This window comes from Azonexus sp. GW821-FHT04F04 (assembly GCF_059420025.1).
In genome coordinates this window covers 338829-355437 of sequence record NZ_JBWKSX010000003.1, presented here as the reverse complement: position 1 = coordinate 355437, position 16609 = coordinate 338829, and the positions used below count along the sequence as shown (strand labels likewise).

Below are 16609 nucleotides of genomic sequence, written 5' to 3'. Positions count from 1 at the left end.
GTTATACCCTCTCGAGAAGTTTTTATACCGCGCGTTCCTTGACGTATCTGCCTGGCGCCGGTTCAATCGGCTTGTATTTGGCATTCCCCGGTTTGCGCGGTGCCCGCTGTTCTCCAGACAACGGTTTCAGCCAGTCGGCCCAGTCGGCCCACCAGCTCCCCTTCCTCTCTTCTGCCGCGGTCAACCACCCTTCGGCATCGTTTTTCACATCCTCATTGACCCAATAGCTACGCTTGTTCTTGCTGACCGGATTGATCACGCCGGCAATATGGCCGGATGCACCCAGCACAAAGCGGCTCTTGCCACCGAGCAGACGCGTACTCTGGTAGGCCGACTGCCACGGAACGATGTGATCCTCGCGTGTCGCCAGCAGATAAACCGGCATGTCGAGCTTGCCGAGATCGACCTTGGTTCCGCACATGTCGAGCTTGCCCGGCATGCGCAGGTTGTTTTCGAGGTACATATTGCGCATGTACCAGCAGGCGAACGGACCCGGCAGGTTGGTTGAATCGGAATTCCAGTACAGCAAGTCAAAGGCCTTCGGCTTCTCCCCCTTCAGGTAGTTGCCGGTGACATAATTCCAGACCAGATCGTTGGCGCGCAGGAAAGAGAAGGTATTCGCCAGATCGCGAGCAGGCAGCAGCCCCCCCTTGCCGATCGTACCTTCACGTGCAGCAACACCTTTTTCGTCGATGAACAAACCAATTTCGCCGGTATCCGAGAAATCCAGCAAGGTGGTCAGCAAGGTCAACGAAGCAACCGGATCCTCGCCGCGCGCTTTGAGGACAGCCAGAGCCGAAGTCAAAATGGTGCCGCCAACACAGAAGCCCAGCGCATTGACCTGCTTGACCTTGGTAATTTCCTGGACCACACGTAGCGCAGTGATCGGCCCTTGCTCAAGATAGTCATCCCAGCCCGCGTGGCCTTGCGCTTCCTTCGGATTGCGCCAGGAAACCAGAAAAACCGTATTGCCCTGCTCGACCATGAAGCGAATCAGCGAATTGTCCGGCTGCAAGTCCATGATGTAGAACTTGTTGATGCACGGCGGCACGACCAGCAGCGGCCGTGTCCCGACCTTCGGCGTCAACGGTGCGTACTGGATGAGCTGCATCAGATCGTTTTCATAGACGACGGCACCTTCGGTCGTCGCGATGTTCTTGCCCACCTCGAACACCGACTCGTCGGTCATCGAGATACGGCCTTTCTCGAAATCCTTGAGCAGATTGTTGATACCGTCGGTAATGCTCTGGCCCTTGGTTTCCAGGGCCAGCTTGATGAATTCGGGGTTGGTCGCGGCAAAATTGGACGGGGCCATGGCATCAGCCATCTGCCGGGCCAGAAAGCGCATGCGCTCCTTGGATTTTGCATCTTCGGCCGGAATCACCTCGACCATTTGCTTCAGATACTGGGTATTGAGCAGATAAGCCTGATGCAGATAGTCGTAGATCGGGCTTTCTTTCCACTCGGGCGCCGAAAAACGACGATCACCCGGTTCGGGCGACACCTTGAAGGCCGGCTCCTGCCCCTGCTGCTTGTTCAGCACCGACTGCCAGAGCGACATCTGCTGATCCATAAACTGTTTTTGCAGGGCCGTCATTGCCTGCGGATCGACCGCGGGCGGCGGAAGAGCACCAGCCGGCGCACCAGCCTTGCCAAGATAGTCCATGAATTGCTGCATCATGTTCTGCCCGTTTTGCATGAACTGAGCGGCAGAACCCGCAAATGCATCGCTATTGTTCGATCCCTGCGCCATGGGAAGACTCGTCTCTATTGTTGTCGGGGTTTGAGCCTTTGGATTCTCCATACCCGATTCAGCGCTGTCAATGAATTTGCATGCATAATTAGGCCCTCTTCAAGGCACCCAATATGTACATTGTTGCAATCGGCTGGCTCTATGTAACATTGCTGATCGCGGTCAACGAACCCAGCGTCGTCGCCGGTATCGTTTCGTTCCTTTTTTACGGGCTCATGCCCTGTTCATTGCTGCTCTGGCTGGGCGGCAGCAAGGCTCGGCGCCAGCGCCGGGCGCACCGGGAATCACTCGCCAACCAGCGCCTGGACGATGGCGATGGAGGCGATGCCCGAGCCGATCAATAGCACCTGCAGGATCGACTCCTTGATTTCCGAACGCTTGTGCAGACCGGGAATCAGGTCAGCTACCGCAACGTAGATCATGCTCGCGGCGCCGAGAGCGAGCAGCGACGGAATCCACTCGGTCATGTCGGCCAGGGCAAAATAGGCCAGCATGGCGCCAACCATCGTGGCCAGACTGGACAGCAGATTGAAGGCGAGCGCCCTGACCTTGCTGTAGCCGGAATGAAGCAGGATCAGATAATCGCCGACTTCCTGCGGAATTTCATGGGCGATGATAGCCATCGCGGTGACGATGCCAAGTTCAGTGCTTTGCAGGAATGCTGCAGCAATGAGGATGCCGTCGACAAAATTATGGAAGGTGTCGCCAACCAGGATAAGCAATCCTGAACGCCCGTGATCATGGGCCGGTGCATGGGCGTCGTGCGCCTCGCAGTGGTCGTGGTGGCAATGGCGCCAGAGGACCAGTTTTTCGAGTACGAAAAACGCCATGATGCCGAACAGGACGGTTGCCGTCGTCCGATGCACATCGCCGTGTTCGAGGGCATGCGGCAGGATTTCCAGAAAGGCCGCGCCAAGCAGGGCACCAATCGCGTAGGAAATCAGCATGCTGATGCGATGCGCGCCGAGGGCGAAACTCACCACGGCCGCAGCAAGCACGCTCAAGGCGCCGCCAGCCAGCGAAACTGCAATGATCCAGGAAAGAGTGCTCACGGGAATCTGCTACTTGGGAAAGGCGCGGATTATACGCCTGCCGGCCAGTTTGGCTGAACCGCCAACGCCTCATCGAGGAGCCAGCGACGAAATGCCGCAACCGAATCGCGCTGGGCAACGGCCTTGCGCATCACCAGAAAATAGCCAAAGGGCGACGGCACGGCGATCTCGAAAGGCACGATCAGACGCCCGGCCGCCACGTCGGCTTCGACCAGCGGTTTCAGCGCCAGGGCCACGCCCTGCCCATCAAGCGCCGCTTCAACGGCGAGGACGGCATTTGAAAACCGTGGCCCGCGCTCGGCATCGACGTTGCTCACTCCGGCGCAGGAAAGCCACTCATGCCAACCGGGCTGGCCTTCCTCGTCGCCGATGGTTTCATCATGAATCAGCACGTGACGGGCAAGATCCTGGGGAATGGCCAGCGGGCGTTCTGCACTGAGCAGCCGCGGGCTGCATACCGGCACCCAATCCGGCGCAAAAATCTGCTCCACCTGCAGGCCGGGATAATTGCCGGTGCCGTAACGAATGGCCAGCAGGCTGCCGGCTTCGCGCAGATCAAAGCGCTCATTGTCGAGCAACAATGTTTCACCCCGGCGGTCGACACTGTCGCCACGACTCGACAGACGCAACTCGACTTCCGGGTGCACCAGCGAGAAACGGGGCAAACGCGGCACCAGCCAGCGTGTTGCAAAAGACGGCGGCGCCGTTACGGTGAGGACACCATCGGCTTCGCTGCGCGTGCTGTCGATGGCGGCGGCGAAACAATCGAAACCCTCGCGAATCTTGGGCAGCATGGCTCGCCCCTGCGGCGTAATTTCCAGCGCCCGGGTCAGGCGGCGAAACAACGAGACGCCGAGATAGGTTTCAAGCGCCTTGATCTGCTGGCTGACGGCGGCCGGCGTAACGTGCATTTCCTCGGCAGCTTTCTTGAAACTGAGGTGGCGCGCGGCGGACTCGAAGGCGCGCATGGCGGACAGCGGGGGCAGACGATAGGTCACGACTAACGATTAAGTTTTTCTAAAGCATTGCATCATAAATAGTCGTTTGCCGCTCGGCAAGGCGCTGACTAATGTTTCGTTTCGGCCGATATCGGGTCGCGCCGTCAAACATCCCTGAAAGAAAGGTATCGCCATGAACAAGTCACTGCTCGTTGCCGCACTGCTTACCGTCGCACTCACCGCCTGCGGTAAAAAGGACGAGCCCGTCGCAGCACTGCCGCCGGCAGTTGTCGCCCCCTCGTTGCCAGCGCCGGCTACGCCCCCGTCGCTGCCGAATGTCGGGCAGGAAGATACTGCCAAGCCAGCCGACAGCACGGCTCCGAGCGTCCCGGCCGGCGAAAACACACCGGCCCGTTGAGTCAAAGGCGCCACGATTAAGAATTACTAATTTATCAAACAAAAATAACTCGTTCGTTGCCTTACGGCGACTTTGATAAATTGCGCCCCGTCTCCTCCAGACCTTCATGCGCTTAGGTTCTGGATTGAGCCCGCTTTATGCGGGCTCTTTTTTTATTCGTTTTTTGTCCGTCACCTGTTGATTACCCAATACTGGAGCATCGAGAAACATGGTTGGAGGTTCACGCATCCTAAATGCCGCCTTGCGCGGCAAGATCATGTCGGCCGACGAGGCCGCCAATCTCATCGAATCCGGCGTCAATGTCGGGATGAGCGGTTTTACCGGGGCAGGCTATCCGAAACTGGTTCCCACGGCGCTGGCCAAGCGCATCATGGACGCCAACCTGCACGGACAGAAATTCAAGATCGGCGTGTGGACCGGTGCCTCGACCGCACCGGAACTCGATGGCGCCCTGGCCATGGTCGATGGCATCGAAATGCGCCTGCCCTACCAGTCCGACCCGACCTGCCGCAAACGGATCAACGCCGGCGAGATGGAGTACATTGACATCCACCTGTCGCACGTCGCCCAGTTCGTCTGGGGCGGTTTTCTCGGCAAGCTCGATATCGCCGTCGTTGAAGTCGCTGGCATTCTTGACGATGGCCGCCTGATTCCGTCGTCCTCAGTTGGCAACAACAAGACTTGGCTGGATCAGGCCGACAAGATCATCCTGGAAGTCAATTCGTGGCAGAACCCCGCCCTCGAGGGCATGCACGACATTTACTACGGCACCGCCCTGCCACCGCACCGCAAGCCGATTCCACTGCTCAAAACCGATGACCGGATCGGCGAACCGTATTACAAGATCGACCCGAACAAGGTCATCGCCGTCATCGAAACCAACAAGGCCGACCGCAACTCGGCGTTCTCGCCGCCGGACACCAATTCGCAACTGATCGCCGGCCACATCCTGGAATTCCTCCAGCATGAAGTCAAAAAAGGCCGCCTGCCGGCCAACCTGCTGCCGCTCCAATCGGGTGTCGGCAATGTCGCCAATGCGGTAATGGCGGGCTTGCAGGACGGCCCCTTCGAAAACCTGACCGCCTACACCGAAGTGCTGCAGGACGGCATGCTCGAGCTGATCAAGTCGGGCAAACTGACCTGTGCCTCGGCCACCTCCTTCTCGCTGAGCCCGAATGCGCTGGTCGAGCTGAATGCCGACCTGCCGCGCTTCAAGGACAGCATCATCCTGCGTCCACAGGAAATCTCGAACCATCCGGAAGTGATCCGCCGCCTTGGCGTCATTGCCATGAACGGGCTGATCGAGGCCGACATCTACGGCAACGTCAATTCGACCCACATCATGGGCACCTCGATCATGAACGGCATCGGCGGCTCCGGCGACTTCGCCCGCAACGCCTTCGTCTCCATCTTCATGACCCCGTCGAGCGCCAAGGGAGGCAGTATTTCCTGCATCGTGCCGATGGTTTCGCACGTCGACCACACCGAACACGATGTCCAGGTCGTCGTCACCGAACAGGGCCTGGCCGACCTGCGCGGCCTGTCACCGAAGCAGCGGGCCAAGGTGATCATCGACAATTGCGCGCATCCGAATTTCAAGCCGGCCTTGCGCGAGTATTACGAGCGTTCGACGCGCTACTCGCCGGGCCGCCACACGCCGCACCTGCTCGATGAAGCCTTCACCTTCCTGCCGAACTGGGTGGCCAATCAGGCGGCACGTGAGGCTTGGCGGGAGGATTCGCTGATCCAGGCCGACGCCTGGAAAAAATAATCGGCAACACAAGGCAGCGAGAACGTTTCGCTGCCTTTTTAACCGTTTGGAAGGCTAAGAACTGACAACCAGCCCCATTGGTTGGTGGCTTAACGATCCAACCAGATCAAGCTGGCCATGCGGCCGGTCACGCCGTCGCGGCGGTATGAAAAGAAATCGTCGGCTTCGCTGAAGGTGCAGCGGTCACCACCACTGATCGAACTGACGCCAGCCGCGTTCAGGCGCTGGCGGGCGAGCAGATAGATGTTGGCCAGCCACTTTCCCGGCCCATGGGCGACGAAGGCTTGAGCTGCCTGCGCATCGTGCGCAACGAATACGGCGCGAACCTCGTCACCGACTTCGAAAGCTGCCGGGCCGATGGCCGGCCCCAGCCAGGCGAGCAATTCGCCGGCCGGCACGGCCATCTGGGCCATGGTTTCTTCAAGCACACCGGCTGCCAATCCGCGCCAGCCGGCATGCGCAGCGGCGACAACGGTCCCGGCTCGGTCGCAAAAAAGAACGGGCAGACAGTCGGCGGTCATCACGGCGCAAACCACGCCGGAATCTCGCGTGAAGGCCGCATCGGCTTCTTTCGAATTTGGGCTATTTTTCGGGTTGACCGTGGCAATGCCGTGAACCTGCTTGAGCCACGCCGGTTCAGCCGGCAAATGATCGCGCAATGCCGCCCGATTGGCTGCAACATGGACTGGATCATCACCAACATGGTCGCCGAGGTTGAAACTGTCCCACGGCGCCAGACTGCAACCGGCACCGCGCAACGTCTGCAAGCTGCGGACCCGGGCTGGCGCCGGCCAGTCCGGAAGCAGCAGGTTAGCCGTAGCGCAGGGAATCGAGAAGCTCACGCATATCCTCCGGCATCGGTACTTCCCACTGCATTTTCAGCCCGGTCAGCGGATGCACCAAGCCAAGGCGCGTTGCGTGCAACGCTTGCCGCGGAAACTCGGGCAATTTCGGGTTGTGCTTGCCATAGACCTGATCGCCAACCAGCGGGTGATGGATGGCCGCCATGTGCACACGGATTTGATGCGTGCGCCCCGTTTCCAGCGAACACTCGACGAAGGTCGTGTACGGGAAGAGTTCGAGGATGCGGATATTGGTAATCGCCGGCTTGCCGCCACGATTTTCGGGCACGATAGCCATCTTGATGCGCTGCGATGGATGCCGGCCGATCGGCTCGTTAACCGTCCCTTCATGCTTCATCGCGCCGGCCGCCAGGGCCAGATAGATTCGCCGCACGGTCCGCGCCTGCAACTGGCGAACCAGATCGGTCTGCGCTTCCAGCGTTTTGGCGACAACGAGCAGGCCGCTGGTGTCCTTGTCCAGTCGGTGCACGATGCCGGCACGCGGCACCGCCTCGATGCCCGGCACGTGATGGAGCAGCGCATTCATCAAGGTGCCGCTCCAGTTGCCGCTGCCCGGATGGACAACCAGCCCGGCCGGCTTGTTGATGACGAGCAGCGTTTCGTCCTCAAAGACGACGTCGAGCGGAATGTCTTCAGGCAGTTCGGGCTGGTTGCGAATATCGGTCGGCTCGCTGACCAGCAGCCTCTCGCCGCCCATCATCTTGCGCTTGGGCTCAGTCTCGGGCTTGCCATCGACCAGCACACAGGCGTCGCGCACCCAGCCCTGCAGTCGGTTGCGGGAATGCTGGGGGAGCAGCTCGGCCAGCACCTGATCGAGACGGCGACCGTAACTAGCGTCAGGAACGGTCAGGTGGAGCGGTTCAGTTCGGCTATAATCGCCGGAGTTTTCAACAGGATCATCATTCATGGTGCGAAGTTTACCTGCATTCCAGTCATTCCCCGCTCTCTTCCGCGTGCTGATGGCTGTTTTCATTGCCGCTTTCATCGCTGGCTGCGGCATGATGCCGGCGCAAATCGACGAAACCGCCGGCTGGTCGGCAGGCAAGCTCTACGGCGAAGCCAAGGACGCGCAAGCCGACAACAACTGGGACAAGGCTGCCAAAATGCTGGAGAAGCTGGAAGCCCGCTTCCCTTACGGCCGCTACGCCCAGCAAGCCCAGCTTGAAATGGGTTATGTCTACTGGAAAAACAACGAACCCGGTTCGGCGCTGGCTGCCTGCGACCGCTTCATCAAGCTCCACCCGAGCCACCCGGCAGTCGACTACGTTTATTACCTGAAAGGTCTGGTCAACTTCAACGAAGACCTCGGTCTGACCGCCTTGATCAGCACCCAGGACCCGACCGAACGCGACCCCAAGGCAGCCCGCGAAGCCTTCGATGCCTTCAAGGAACTGGTCACCCGCTTCCCGAACAGCAAGTACACGCCAGACGCCACGCTGCGCATGAACTACCTGATCAATGCGATGGCCTCGCTGGAAGTCCACGTTGCCCGCTACTACGTCAAACGCGGCGCCTACATTGCCGCGGCCAACCGTGCCCAGTACGCGATCAAGACCTATCCGCAGGCACCCGCCATTGAAGAGGCGATGTTCATCATGGTCACCGCCTACGACAAGATGGGCATGAATGACCTGCGCGATGACGCTGATCGCGTGATGAAGAAGAACTTCCCGACCAGCCGGTTCTACAAGGATGGGTTGAAGAGCAAGACGGCTTGGTGGCAGCTCTGGTAAGAGTGTCTGCCTAGGCAGAAATATCATGAGGCCGCCAATCAAGGCGGCCTTCTTTTTTGCTGACCTGTCGGGTCCGTTCGATTAGCCTGGGGTTCCGCCCCGCCGTTTCACGACCCCTGCTTGATAGCCAGAATCGCCTGATTCCGCAGCGTCCTCAGCAACTGCAATTCCTTTTCGGGAATCGAAATTCCACCCGGCTCATCGCGGTCGGCATAAATCAGCGCCACCGGGTTCCCCTTGATATTGAGCGGGAACAGTACGAAAGAGTTGGCTGGCACAGCTTTGCGATACCAGTCGGGAATACGGCCCGCAATCTTCGGATCATTGATGTCGCTGATCAGCAGATCAACACCCTTCGATGTCGCAGCATGAAAGATATCGGGCGTAAAACTGAGCGGAAAGCGGAAAGCCTTGGCGAGCTCGTTGGCATCCGGCCCGAAACCGAAGCGGCCCTGCATGACACCGGCCTTGGCATCGCGGATGCAGAGCACGACGCGCTTGAAGCCCATCGCCCGGTACATCGTTTCAAGGATGATGCGCAGGATGTCATTGAGTTTAAAGCCATCGATCAGCGTATTGCTGATGTCCTGAATACCGGCCGTCAGAACTGACTGCGCATCAACCTCTGGCGCGCCGGGAGCGCCACCAACGCCACCTAGCGGATCGCTCTCGCCGATAACCGTACCGTCGGCAAAATCGCTGCCATTCGGGTCGTCAGCGGAACGCTTGTCGACCGCGCCGGCTTCGGCGAACTGGCGCATCTGCTTGCCGAAGGTGGTCTGTTGAAGATTGAGGTGAATGATCCGGGCAAAATCGGCAACCTCCTCGACCGCTCGCTGCACGGTCTGCATCACGTCGTTCTGGCCCAGCGCCACGGCGTCGGCAAAGCGCGCCATGGTTTTCTTCAACTCGCGGTCTCGTAGCTCCGGGGTAGCCAGCGCGATAACGTCGCACAATTCATTGGAAAAGCCAGACAGCGTGCGCAGGCGATCTTCCTGATCGACCGCCTTCTTGACCGTACCGGTCGGCAGGCGCCGCATAGACGAAACGATCAGCGGCGGGAATCCCCAGAGTTTGGCGATGGCAATGCCGATTTCCTCGAAGGAGATGCCCAGCACCTGTTTCGCTGCCAGGTCCTCGCTGCAGCTCTTTTGCGCCATGATGCGGCGAATTTCTTCAGCGTCTTCCGGAAAATAATATTGCGACAACAAACGCCCAAGGCTGTGGAACAGCGAGCAGATAAAGGACTGCTCGAGGTCGCGCATATGCGCCGTCGCGCCGATATCCTTGGCCAGCACGCCGGCCATGTTGGCGCGCAGAAAATCCTCCTTGAGCTGATTGGCGTTGGCCTTGTTCTGCAGGTGATCGAAGAGCAGAACGGTAATGGCGATGTTGCGCACAGCCTCGAAGCCGAGGACGATCACCGCCCGTGACACGGTGCTGATGCTGCCACCACCGGCCTGCCGGAAATAGGCCGAATTGACCAGGCGCAGCAACTTGTTGGTCAGCGCGAAATCCTTGAGGATGGTGTTCGACAGTTTGTCGATGCTCTCCGTCTCGCTGTTGGCGATCTTGTTGATGGCACTGACCGACTCGGAGAGCGCCGGGAAATCGCTCTTGTGGCGCATCCGGCGCAACAGGAACTCGAGCGTTGCCTGCCGGCCGCCAGAACCTGCAGCAAGATCTTCTTCGGGGTCGAGATAGTTATCCAGCGCCTCGCCAAACTGGGCCGCCGTCTGGAAACGCAGCAGCGGATCGCGCGCCAGCGCCTTGTGCAAAATGGCACTTAATTGTTCGTCGACCGCAGCATCCTGCGGCAGCTTGATATCTTCGCCGGCCAGCCGGTGCATGGCCGCACCAGCGCTATCGGCGACCACCGCGCGGCGCCCGGTGAGCATTTCGAAGAGAATCAGTCCGGCGGCAAAAATATCGGAACGCTCGCTGATTTCCCGCCGCAGGATGTACTCCGGCGCCATGTAGGCCGGCGTGCCGGTTATCCGCTCGGCCGGGTCGCTCGACGCATCAACCCGCGCCGCGATGCCGAAGTCCATGACCCGCGGCGTACCGTTGTCATCGAGCAAAATGTTCGACGGCTTCAGGTCACGATGGATGATGCCCTGTCCGTGGGCGTAAGCGACTGCGTCGAGGATAGGGCGCAGGATCGAAATGGCTTTGACCGGTGGCAGCGCCCCACTCTGCCGCAGGAATTCGCCGAGACTTTTGCCTGGCACGTACTCGAAAACGAGATACAGGTCGCCATCCTGTTCGCCAGCTTCAAAAATCGGCACGATGCTCGGGTGGCGCATCCGGCTGACCGTGCGCGCCTCGTTGAGCAGCGTGTTCTTGTGCTCCGGATCGGGCCTGGCGAAATGCAGGGTCTTGATGGCGATTTCCCGCTGCAACTGGGGATCGAAGCCGAGATGAACCACGCTTTGTGCGCCCCGCCCCAACTCGCCCCGGACCTCGAAACGACCGATTCTTCTGCTCATTGTTCGCCGTCTTCTATCCAGACAAGCTGTGGAACGCCATCGGCACCGCCACAGACGACAGCATTCTGGCCAAAATCGGCAGCCAGGGCGCAGGCGTCCTCGCGGGAAATGTCCGGCACGAAACAGCTCTCCTCCGTCGCCCAACCATCGTCGTCGGCCTCGTGCTGCGCTGCATATGGCTCGTAGTTGCCTTCCAGCAACTCGCACTCCAGCTGTGACTGACGCTCGGCATTGAGCGCATCGTCAGCCCGCAGACCGCCGGGATTGTAGGCCGTGATCAGGGCAAACTCGGTGCTGCCGGCCGTTTCAAGCCAGCAGCGCAGGGTCTCGCAAGGCTGCCCGATGCGCAGATCACAGACACCTCCAGGCAGGAATACCCGGTAAGTCGTCGCCTTGTAGGCGGCTTCCAGTTCACTCGTCTTCGCCATCGAATTCCACCACGCCTATCAATTGTTCGGCCTCTGCCACCGGCAGCGCCTCGACTTCCTTCAAGCGGCGCGTCAGCTGCCGCGTCCGCGTTTCCGCCTTGCTGATGCTGTTGCTCGCCTCGTCCAGCTTCTTCTTGGTATGGGCCAGCGCCTCGCCAAACTTGCTGAACTCCGTCTTTACGGCACCGAGCACGGCCCACACTTCGGCCGACCGCTGCTCGATGGCCAATGTGCGGAAACCCATCTGCAGACTGTTGAGCATCGCCGCCAGCGTCGTCGGCCCGGTCAGACTGACCCGCCAGTCGCGCTGCAGCGTTTCGGCCAGGCCCGGACGGCGCAGCGCCTCGGCGTAAAGACCTTCGAGCGGTAGGTAGAGCAAGGCAAAATCCGTCGTGTGCGGCGGCGCCACGTATTTCTCGTGGATGCTCTTGGCCTCGTTCTTGAGTCGGGTTTCGATGGCTCGCGAGGCCTCCTCGACGCCGGCCGGGTCGCCGCGATCCTGGGCGTCGAGCAGGCGCTGGTAATCCTCGATCGGGTACTTCGCGTCGATCGGCAGCCAAACGACAGCACCGTCATCCTTGCCCGGCAGGCGGATGGCGAAATCGACGCGTTCGTTGCTGCCCGGCTTGGTTGCGACGTTGCTGCCGAACTGCTCGGCCGTCAGCAGCTGTTCGAGCAGCGCCGACAACTGCACCTCGCCCCAGGTCCCACGCGTTTTCACATTGGTCAGCACGCGCTTGAGATCGCCAACGCCGGCGGCCAGCGTCTGCATTTCACCAAGGCCGCGATGAACCTGCTCCAATCGGTCGCTGACCAGTTTGAACGACTCCCCGAGACGCTGCTCAAGCGTTGCGTGCAGCTTTTCATCGACCGTCCGCCGCATTTCTTCCAGCTTGTTGGCGTTGTCGGCCTGTATTGCGGTCAACCGGGATTCGACAGCAATTTTCAACCGCTCGAAACGCTCATCCAAGCCCAGCGAAAAGCGATTCAGTTCGCGCGCGAAAGCTTCCAGCCGTTCGGCCTGCGCTCCGCCGAACTGGACGACCTGTGTGGTCAGCGCCTGCCCCAGCAAACTGGACGACTGAGCCCTTTCCTCGCGATCGCGGAAGGCCTCTTCGGCCACCTCACGCCGACCACGCGCCAGTTCCTCGCGCAGTTCGCGCTCAAGACGCATCAAGCCCTTTTCCTGAGCCTCCTGCTGTGCCCGGAAGCGCTCTTCATCCGGCCGCCGGTTGCCACGCAGCAACAACGCCACCTGTAGCAGGATAACGACCACAATGCCGACGATCAGCGCCAGCCCCATCGTTTCGCTCATCAGCGACTCATTTCAGCGAAAAATCAACACGGCTGGCTTTTCCCTTTTCGTCAGCTTCGACCTTCGATGGCAACAGGAAAACCCGCTCCGGCGGCACCTTGCCCTGATCAACCAGCCAGCCCTGTACCACCTCGGCCCGACGCGCGGCCAGCGCCTTCACGTCGTCATCGCTGACCAGCAGGTTGGTCAGCATCAGCTTCTCCATTTCCTCGACCGGCAACTCCTTCTGCAGACCGATCATGTTGCGCGGTTTCGGGAATTTGGCTTCCTTGTAGGCACGGGTCAGGTAAGCAGTCCTTTCGTCCGTTGCGATCTCGATTTCATCCAGCGATTTTCCTTCGCCAGCCTTCTTCAGATCCTTGAGTTTTTCGGCCTGCATGGCGCGCTCCAAGGCAACGCGCTTGGCACCCTCCCGGTCGGCCACAGGATCAGCCCGGCCAGTAATTTCGAGCTTCAGTGCATTGCGCTCATTGAGTGCCTTGGCCAGCGCTTCGAGCTTCTTGCCGGCCGCATCGTTGAGCGTGGCACGCCCGGCCGCGAACTCGACGTTGGACAACTCGTCACCGCCGCCAAACATCGAACCAAGCAGCGCAAACGGCGACGTGACAGCCTTGACGAACAGATTGACGATGACCTTGACGATCAGCCCGCCAATTGAAAACTGTGGATCATCAAGCGAACCGGAAATCGGAAGGTTGAGATCGATCTCGCCGCGATTGTTCTTGAGTAGCGACAACGCCAGATTGACCGGCAGCTTCGTCGCATCCGGGCTCTCGATCTTTTCGCCAAAGGTAAATTGGTCGATGAACAGACGATTTTCCGCTGCCAACTGGTTGTTTTCAAGCTTGTAGGCGACATTGAGCGACAGCTTGCCCTTTTCGATGGCGTAACCAGCGTACTTGCCGGAATAGGGAGAAAAGCCGACCAGATCGACGCCCGTGATATCGGCCTTGATATCAAGGTAGGACTTGGCTGCCAGCGGATTCAGCTTGCCCAGGATCTGCACCGGCGCGGAATTGGCGTACCTGCCACGCAGTTCCATGTCGGCTACGGTATCAGCCGCCGACGACAGATTGGTCACCCGTCCGCCGAGCTTGGTCACGTTGACCGTGTAGTTTGGCCTGACGAAGAGGTCGGAGAAATTGACTGTGCCGTTCTGCAGGGTGATCTTGCCGATCTTGATCGGAATTGGTGGCTTGGCCGGCGCCGCATCCTTGGCCACCACCTTCGTTTCCGGCTTCGGTTCTTCTTTATTTGCCGCCTCGCCTTCCGGCTTCTTGACGATATCGGCGACGTTGAGCTTGCCCTCCTTGTTCAGGATGAGCCGGGAGAAGTAGTCGGTCAGCGCTATTTCACCAATGTTGATGGCCATTGGCTCGAGACGAAAATCGATACCGCCGAAATACAACGACTTCCACTTGAGGAAATCCGCACTGTTCAACTTGTCCACCGCAACAAAGTCGCCCAGCGTGAAAGAGCCCTTGTAGCCGGCCTTGAGGCCTGCCGTATCGAGCTTGGCCTTCGCTTCGCCCTTGTTCGAAACCTGGCCACGCGTCAGTGAAACATTCAGGAACTGGCCGAAATAAGGCTCCAGCGGCAGTAGCGGAATCGCGACCGTCTCGACCTTGACCGCCACGTCAAGCGGATAGATCTGCAGGCTGCCATCAACATTCAGGCTGCCCTTCTTGTTGATCTTGCTCTTCAGTGAAATCGAGCCCTTCTTGTTTGGCTCGTTGGTCAGCTCCTGGCCAAGCAGATTGAATCCCTCGATTTCCTGCACCGCGACCTGTTCCAGGGAGCGATCCTCGAAGCGAAAACCAAGGTCTTCAACGGCCAACTTGCCAACCTTGCCTACCCACGGTTTTTCATCCTTGACCTGGGCATCCGTTGCCCGGATGGTTTTCAGTATCGGCGAACTGACCCATTCGATCTTGCCCGCCTTGTTGCGCAGCATGCGAGCGCGCGTACCACTATTGATTATCTCGGCAATCTCGACGCGGTGCGCCGGCAGATCGACCCTGACCCCCTTGATATCCATCTTTTCGACGCGGAAACGCTCGCCGAGATCGACCTGATAACTGACCTCGCCGATTTCGATCGGCTCGACCAGCTTGCTATCGACCTTGCCGACGTTGACCTGCAGATTGCGCACCTCGCCAGCCACCGGAGTCAGATTGGACTCGTCCTGCCAGCGGATCAGGCCATTGGTCAGGGCGAACGCACCGAGCGACCACTCAAATGGTTTGCCCGGCACCGGCTTGGGCTCCGGCGTTGTTGCGACCGGCTTGGCCAGCTTGTCGACGACCCGCAGGACATTGAACTCGCCCTGCTTGTTGACCGCCAGCGAAACATCCAGGCCATCGAGTCCGATCCGTTTGACGGCTACCTTGCTGTTGATCGGGTCGGCGTTGTCGAGTTCAATATCTAGCCGCTTCCAGCCAAGCAGCGGCTGGCCTTCGCTTTCGGTCAACGCCAGCCCGGAAACATGCACCGCGCCAACGACCGAAACCGAGTAGACCTGGTCCGAGACCTCCTTGAACATCGCCTTCAATTCCGAATCGAGCGTTCCCGAGGTCAGCCGAAAAGGCAGCGAATCAGGCAGGTAGGGTTGCAGGCCAGCCAGGTCGAAGCGATCCAGATCAAGGTTGAGCCGGCTTTCGTGGGTCTCCGAAAACGGTTTGCTGTCCCCGGTCAAGGCCAGTAGCGAACCATTGATCGTGGCTGAAAACGACGGATTGACCAGAACCTCGGTGTGGTAGGGCAGGCTGGAGACAAAGGGCAGCGCCAGATTGATGTCGCTGATCGTGTGCACCTTGCCCTTGGGCTGGTCATCAAAGACGATCTTGCCGTTGATCAGCTGGATATTATTTACCGAAAAGCGCGGCGTGCCGGACTCCGGCTCGTCCTTGGGCTTCATCCATTCATCAAGCAGATCGGAGATGTCGTAACGCCCCTCGGCAACTCGCGACACTGCAACGCGCAGCCCCTGCAGACGAACCTCATCAACGACGGCAGCCAGTTTAAAAATGGAGGCCGACGAAAGATTGACGAAAAGTTCGTCGAAACCGGCCACTTCCTTGCTGCCCTCGGCCTTGATCGAAAAACCGCTGACCTTCGCCGACAAGCCGTACGGGTTTATGTCGATATTTTCGATGCTGACTTCGCGATGCAGCTGGACCGACAGCTGTTTCTGCAAAATGGATTTGAGCAGTGGCGGCGCAGCGAAAAAACCAAGCACCCCGAAAACCACAAAAATGCCCGCCAGCCATTTTCCAATTTGCTTGCTGCGCGGCGATTTCAGCGCCCCGGTCAGGCGTAACATTGTTGCAGAATTGCTTGCTGTCGACTCGGCCATGATAATCTGCCCTTCTTGTTTTATATCCGCCAAATTTAGCACACCGCCACACCGGAAATATCAGCAAAAACATATGAAATGGTTCATCGAAGAAATATCCAGGTTAGTTGAGCAGCTCAAGCGTTGGCAGACTTGGCTGATCATCGGATTGATCACTCTTTTCGCCGGATTTGCCTTTTTAGTCGGCGGCTTCGCCTTCCGTACCGACGGCATCCTGCTCTATCTCAACCGCACGGCGGGAGCCTGTCGTGAGCTGAACAACGGCATCATCATCTTCATGTTCTGCGGCATGATTTTCTTCATGCTGACCGCCCTGCTCACCCTTGGCGAATTTCAGCGCTATTTCCAGTTCAAGCAACGCGCTGCCCACTATCAAGCCAGCCGCGCGCTGTACTGGGGAATCGGCTGGGCTGTTACTGCCATCAGCATTTCGATTGCCGCGCTGGTTTTCTTCAATCGATATTGCCGCTAGACTGCGCTGATCGAAGCCCGGC

At 59.3% G+C, this 16609-nt stretch carries 14 protein-coding genes; 5 read left to right on the top strand and 9 right to left on the bottom strand.

What is annotated here, in order from left to right; genetic code table 11:
- Nucleotides 1–22 precede the first annotated feature (22 nt).
- Nucleotides 23–1753 (bottom strand): class I poly(R)-hydroxyalkanoic acid synthase, encoded by a 1731-nt coding sequence (phaC, locus tag AC07TV_RS09040; protein WP_494648064.1) that lies wholly within the window; start codon nt 1751–1753, stop codon nt 23–25.
- 113 nt (nt 1754–1866) lie between these two features.
- Here phaC and AC07TV_RS09035 point away from each other — a divergent pair, with 113 nt between their 5' ends.
- On the top strand, nt 1867–2097 hold the full coding sequence (locus AC07TV_RS09035) for a hypothetical protein (RefSeq protein WP_494648063.1): 231 nt from the start codon (nt 1867–1869) through the stop codon (nt 2095–2097).
- Here AC07TV_RS09035 and AC07TV_RS09030 read toward each other — a convergent pair.
- Nucleotides 2038–2805, bottom strand: a complete 768-nt coding sequence (locus AC07TV_RS09030; RefSeq protein ID WP_494648062.1) for a ZIP family metal transporter — start codon at nt 2803–2805, stop codon at nt 2038–2040. The two genes, AC07TV_RS09035 and AC07TV_RS09030, sit on opposite strands and share 60 nt — an antisense overlap.
- A 29-nt stretch (nt 2806–2834) precedes the next feature.
- Nucleotides 2835–3803, bottom strand: a complete 969-nt coding sequence (gene gcvA / locus AC07TV_RS09025; protein WP_494648061.1) for a transcriptional regulator GcvA — start codon at nt 3801–3803, stop codon at nt 2835–2837.
- A gap of 133 nt (nt 3804–3936) precedes the next feature.
- Here gcvA and AC07TV_RS09020 point away from each other — a divergent pair, with 133 nt between their 5' ends.
- Together AC07TV_RS09020 and scpC are read left to right on the top strand one after the other, a co-directional pair.
- Nucleotides 3937–4161, top strand: a complete 225-nt coding sequence (locus tag AC07TV_RS09020; protein ID WP_494648060.1) for a hypothetical protein — start codon at nt 3937–3939, stop codon at nt 4159–4161.
- 208 nt (nt 4162–4369) lie between these two features.
- A complete protein-coding gene (gene scpC / locus AC07TV_RS09015) occupies nt 4370–5932 on the top strand; it encodes a succinyl-CoA:acetate CoA-transferase ScpC (RefSeq protein ID WP_494648059.1) in 1563 nt (520 codons plus the stop codon).
- Nucleotides 5933–6021: 89 nt separating this feature from the next.
- On the opposite strand, the gene pgeF is transcribed toward scpC, so the two are convergent.
- Together pgeF and rluD are read right to left on the bottom strand one after the other, a co-directional pair.
- Nucleotides 6022–6774 (bottom strand): peptidoglycan editing factor PgeF, encoded by a 753-nt coding sequence (gene pgeF / locus AC07TV_RS09010; RefSeq protein WP_494648058.1) that lies wholly within the window; start codon nt 6772–6774, stop codon nt 6022–6024.
- On the bottom strand, nt 6743–7702 hold the full coding sequence (gene rluD / locus AC07TV_RS09005) for a 23S rRNA pseudouridine(1911/1915/1917) synthase RluD (RefSeq protein ID WP_494648057.1): 960 nt from the start codon (nt 7700–7702) through the stop codon (nt 6743–6745). The genes pgeF and rluD overlap by 32 nt, the downstream gene beginning before the upstream one ends.
- 52 nt (nt 7703–7754) lie before the next feature.
- Here rluD and AC07TV_RS09000 point away from each other — a divergent pair, with 52 nt between their 5' ends.
- Nucleotides 7755–8528: an outer membrane protein assembly factor BamD gene (locus AC07TV_RS09000; protein WP_494648056.1), complete on the top strand. Its 774-nt coding sequence runs from the start codon at nt 7755–7757 to the stop codon at nt 8526–8528.
- Between the two features lie 107 nt (nt 8529–8635).
- On the opposite strand, the gene AC07TV_RS08995 is transcribed toward AC07TV_RS09000, so the two are convergent.
- From AC07TV_RS08995 to AC07TV_RS08980, 4 genes are read right to left on the bottom strand one after another with little or no spacing between them, the layout of a single operon-like run.
- Nucleotides 8636–11017 carry a protein kinase domain-containing protein gene (locus tag AC07TV_RS08995; protein ID WP_494648055.1) on the bottom strand — a complete coding sequence of 794 codons (2382 nt, stop codon included), beginning with the start codon at nt 11015–11017 and terminating at the stop codon, nt 8636–8638.
- Entirely contained in the window at nt 11014–11445 is a 432-nt protein-coding gene (locus AC07TV_RS08990; RefSeq protein ID WP_494648054.1) for a DUF3293 domain-containing protein, read from the bottom strand. Before AC07TV_RS08990 ends, AC07TV_RS08995 begins: the two co-directional genes overlap by 4 nt.
- On the bottom strand, nt 11429–12760 hold the full coding sequence (locus tag AC07TV_RS08985) for a DNA recombination protein RmuC (RefSeq protein WP_494648053.1): 1332 nt from the start codon (nt 12758–12760) through the stop codon (nt 11429–11431). Before AC07TV_RS08985 ends, AC07TV_RS08990 begins: the two co-directional genes overlap by 17 nt.
- 7 nt (nt 12761–12767) lie before the next feature.
- Nucleotides 12768–15998, bottom strand: a complete 3231-nt coding sequence (locus AC07TV_RS08980) for a DUF748 domain-containing protein (RefSeq protein WP_494648052.1) — start codon at nt 15996–15998, stop codon at nt 12768–12770.
- Here AC07TV_RS08980 and AC07TV_RS08975 point away from each other — a divergent pair.
- Nucleotides 15958–16587, top strand: coding sequence for a hypothetical protein (locus AC07TV_RS08975; protein WP_494648128.1), 630 nt, complete (start codon nt 15958–15960; stop codon nt 16585–16587). The genes AC07TV_RS08980 and AC07TV_RS08975 overlap by 41 nt on opposite strands.
- Nucleotides 16588–16609 lie beyond the last annotated feature (22 nt).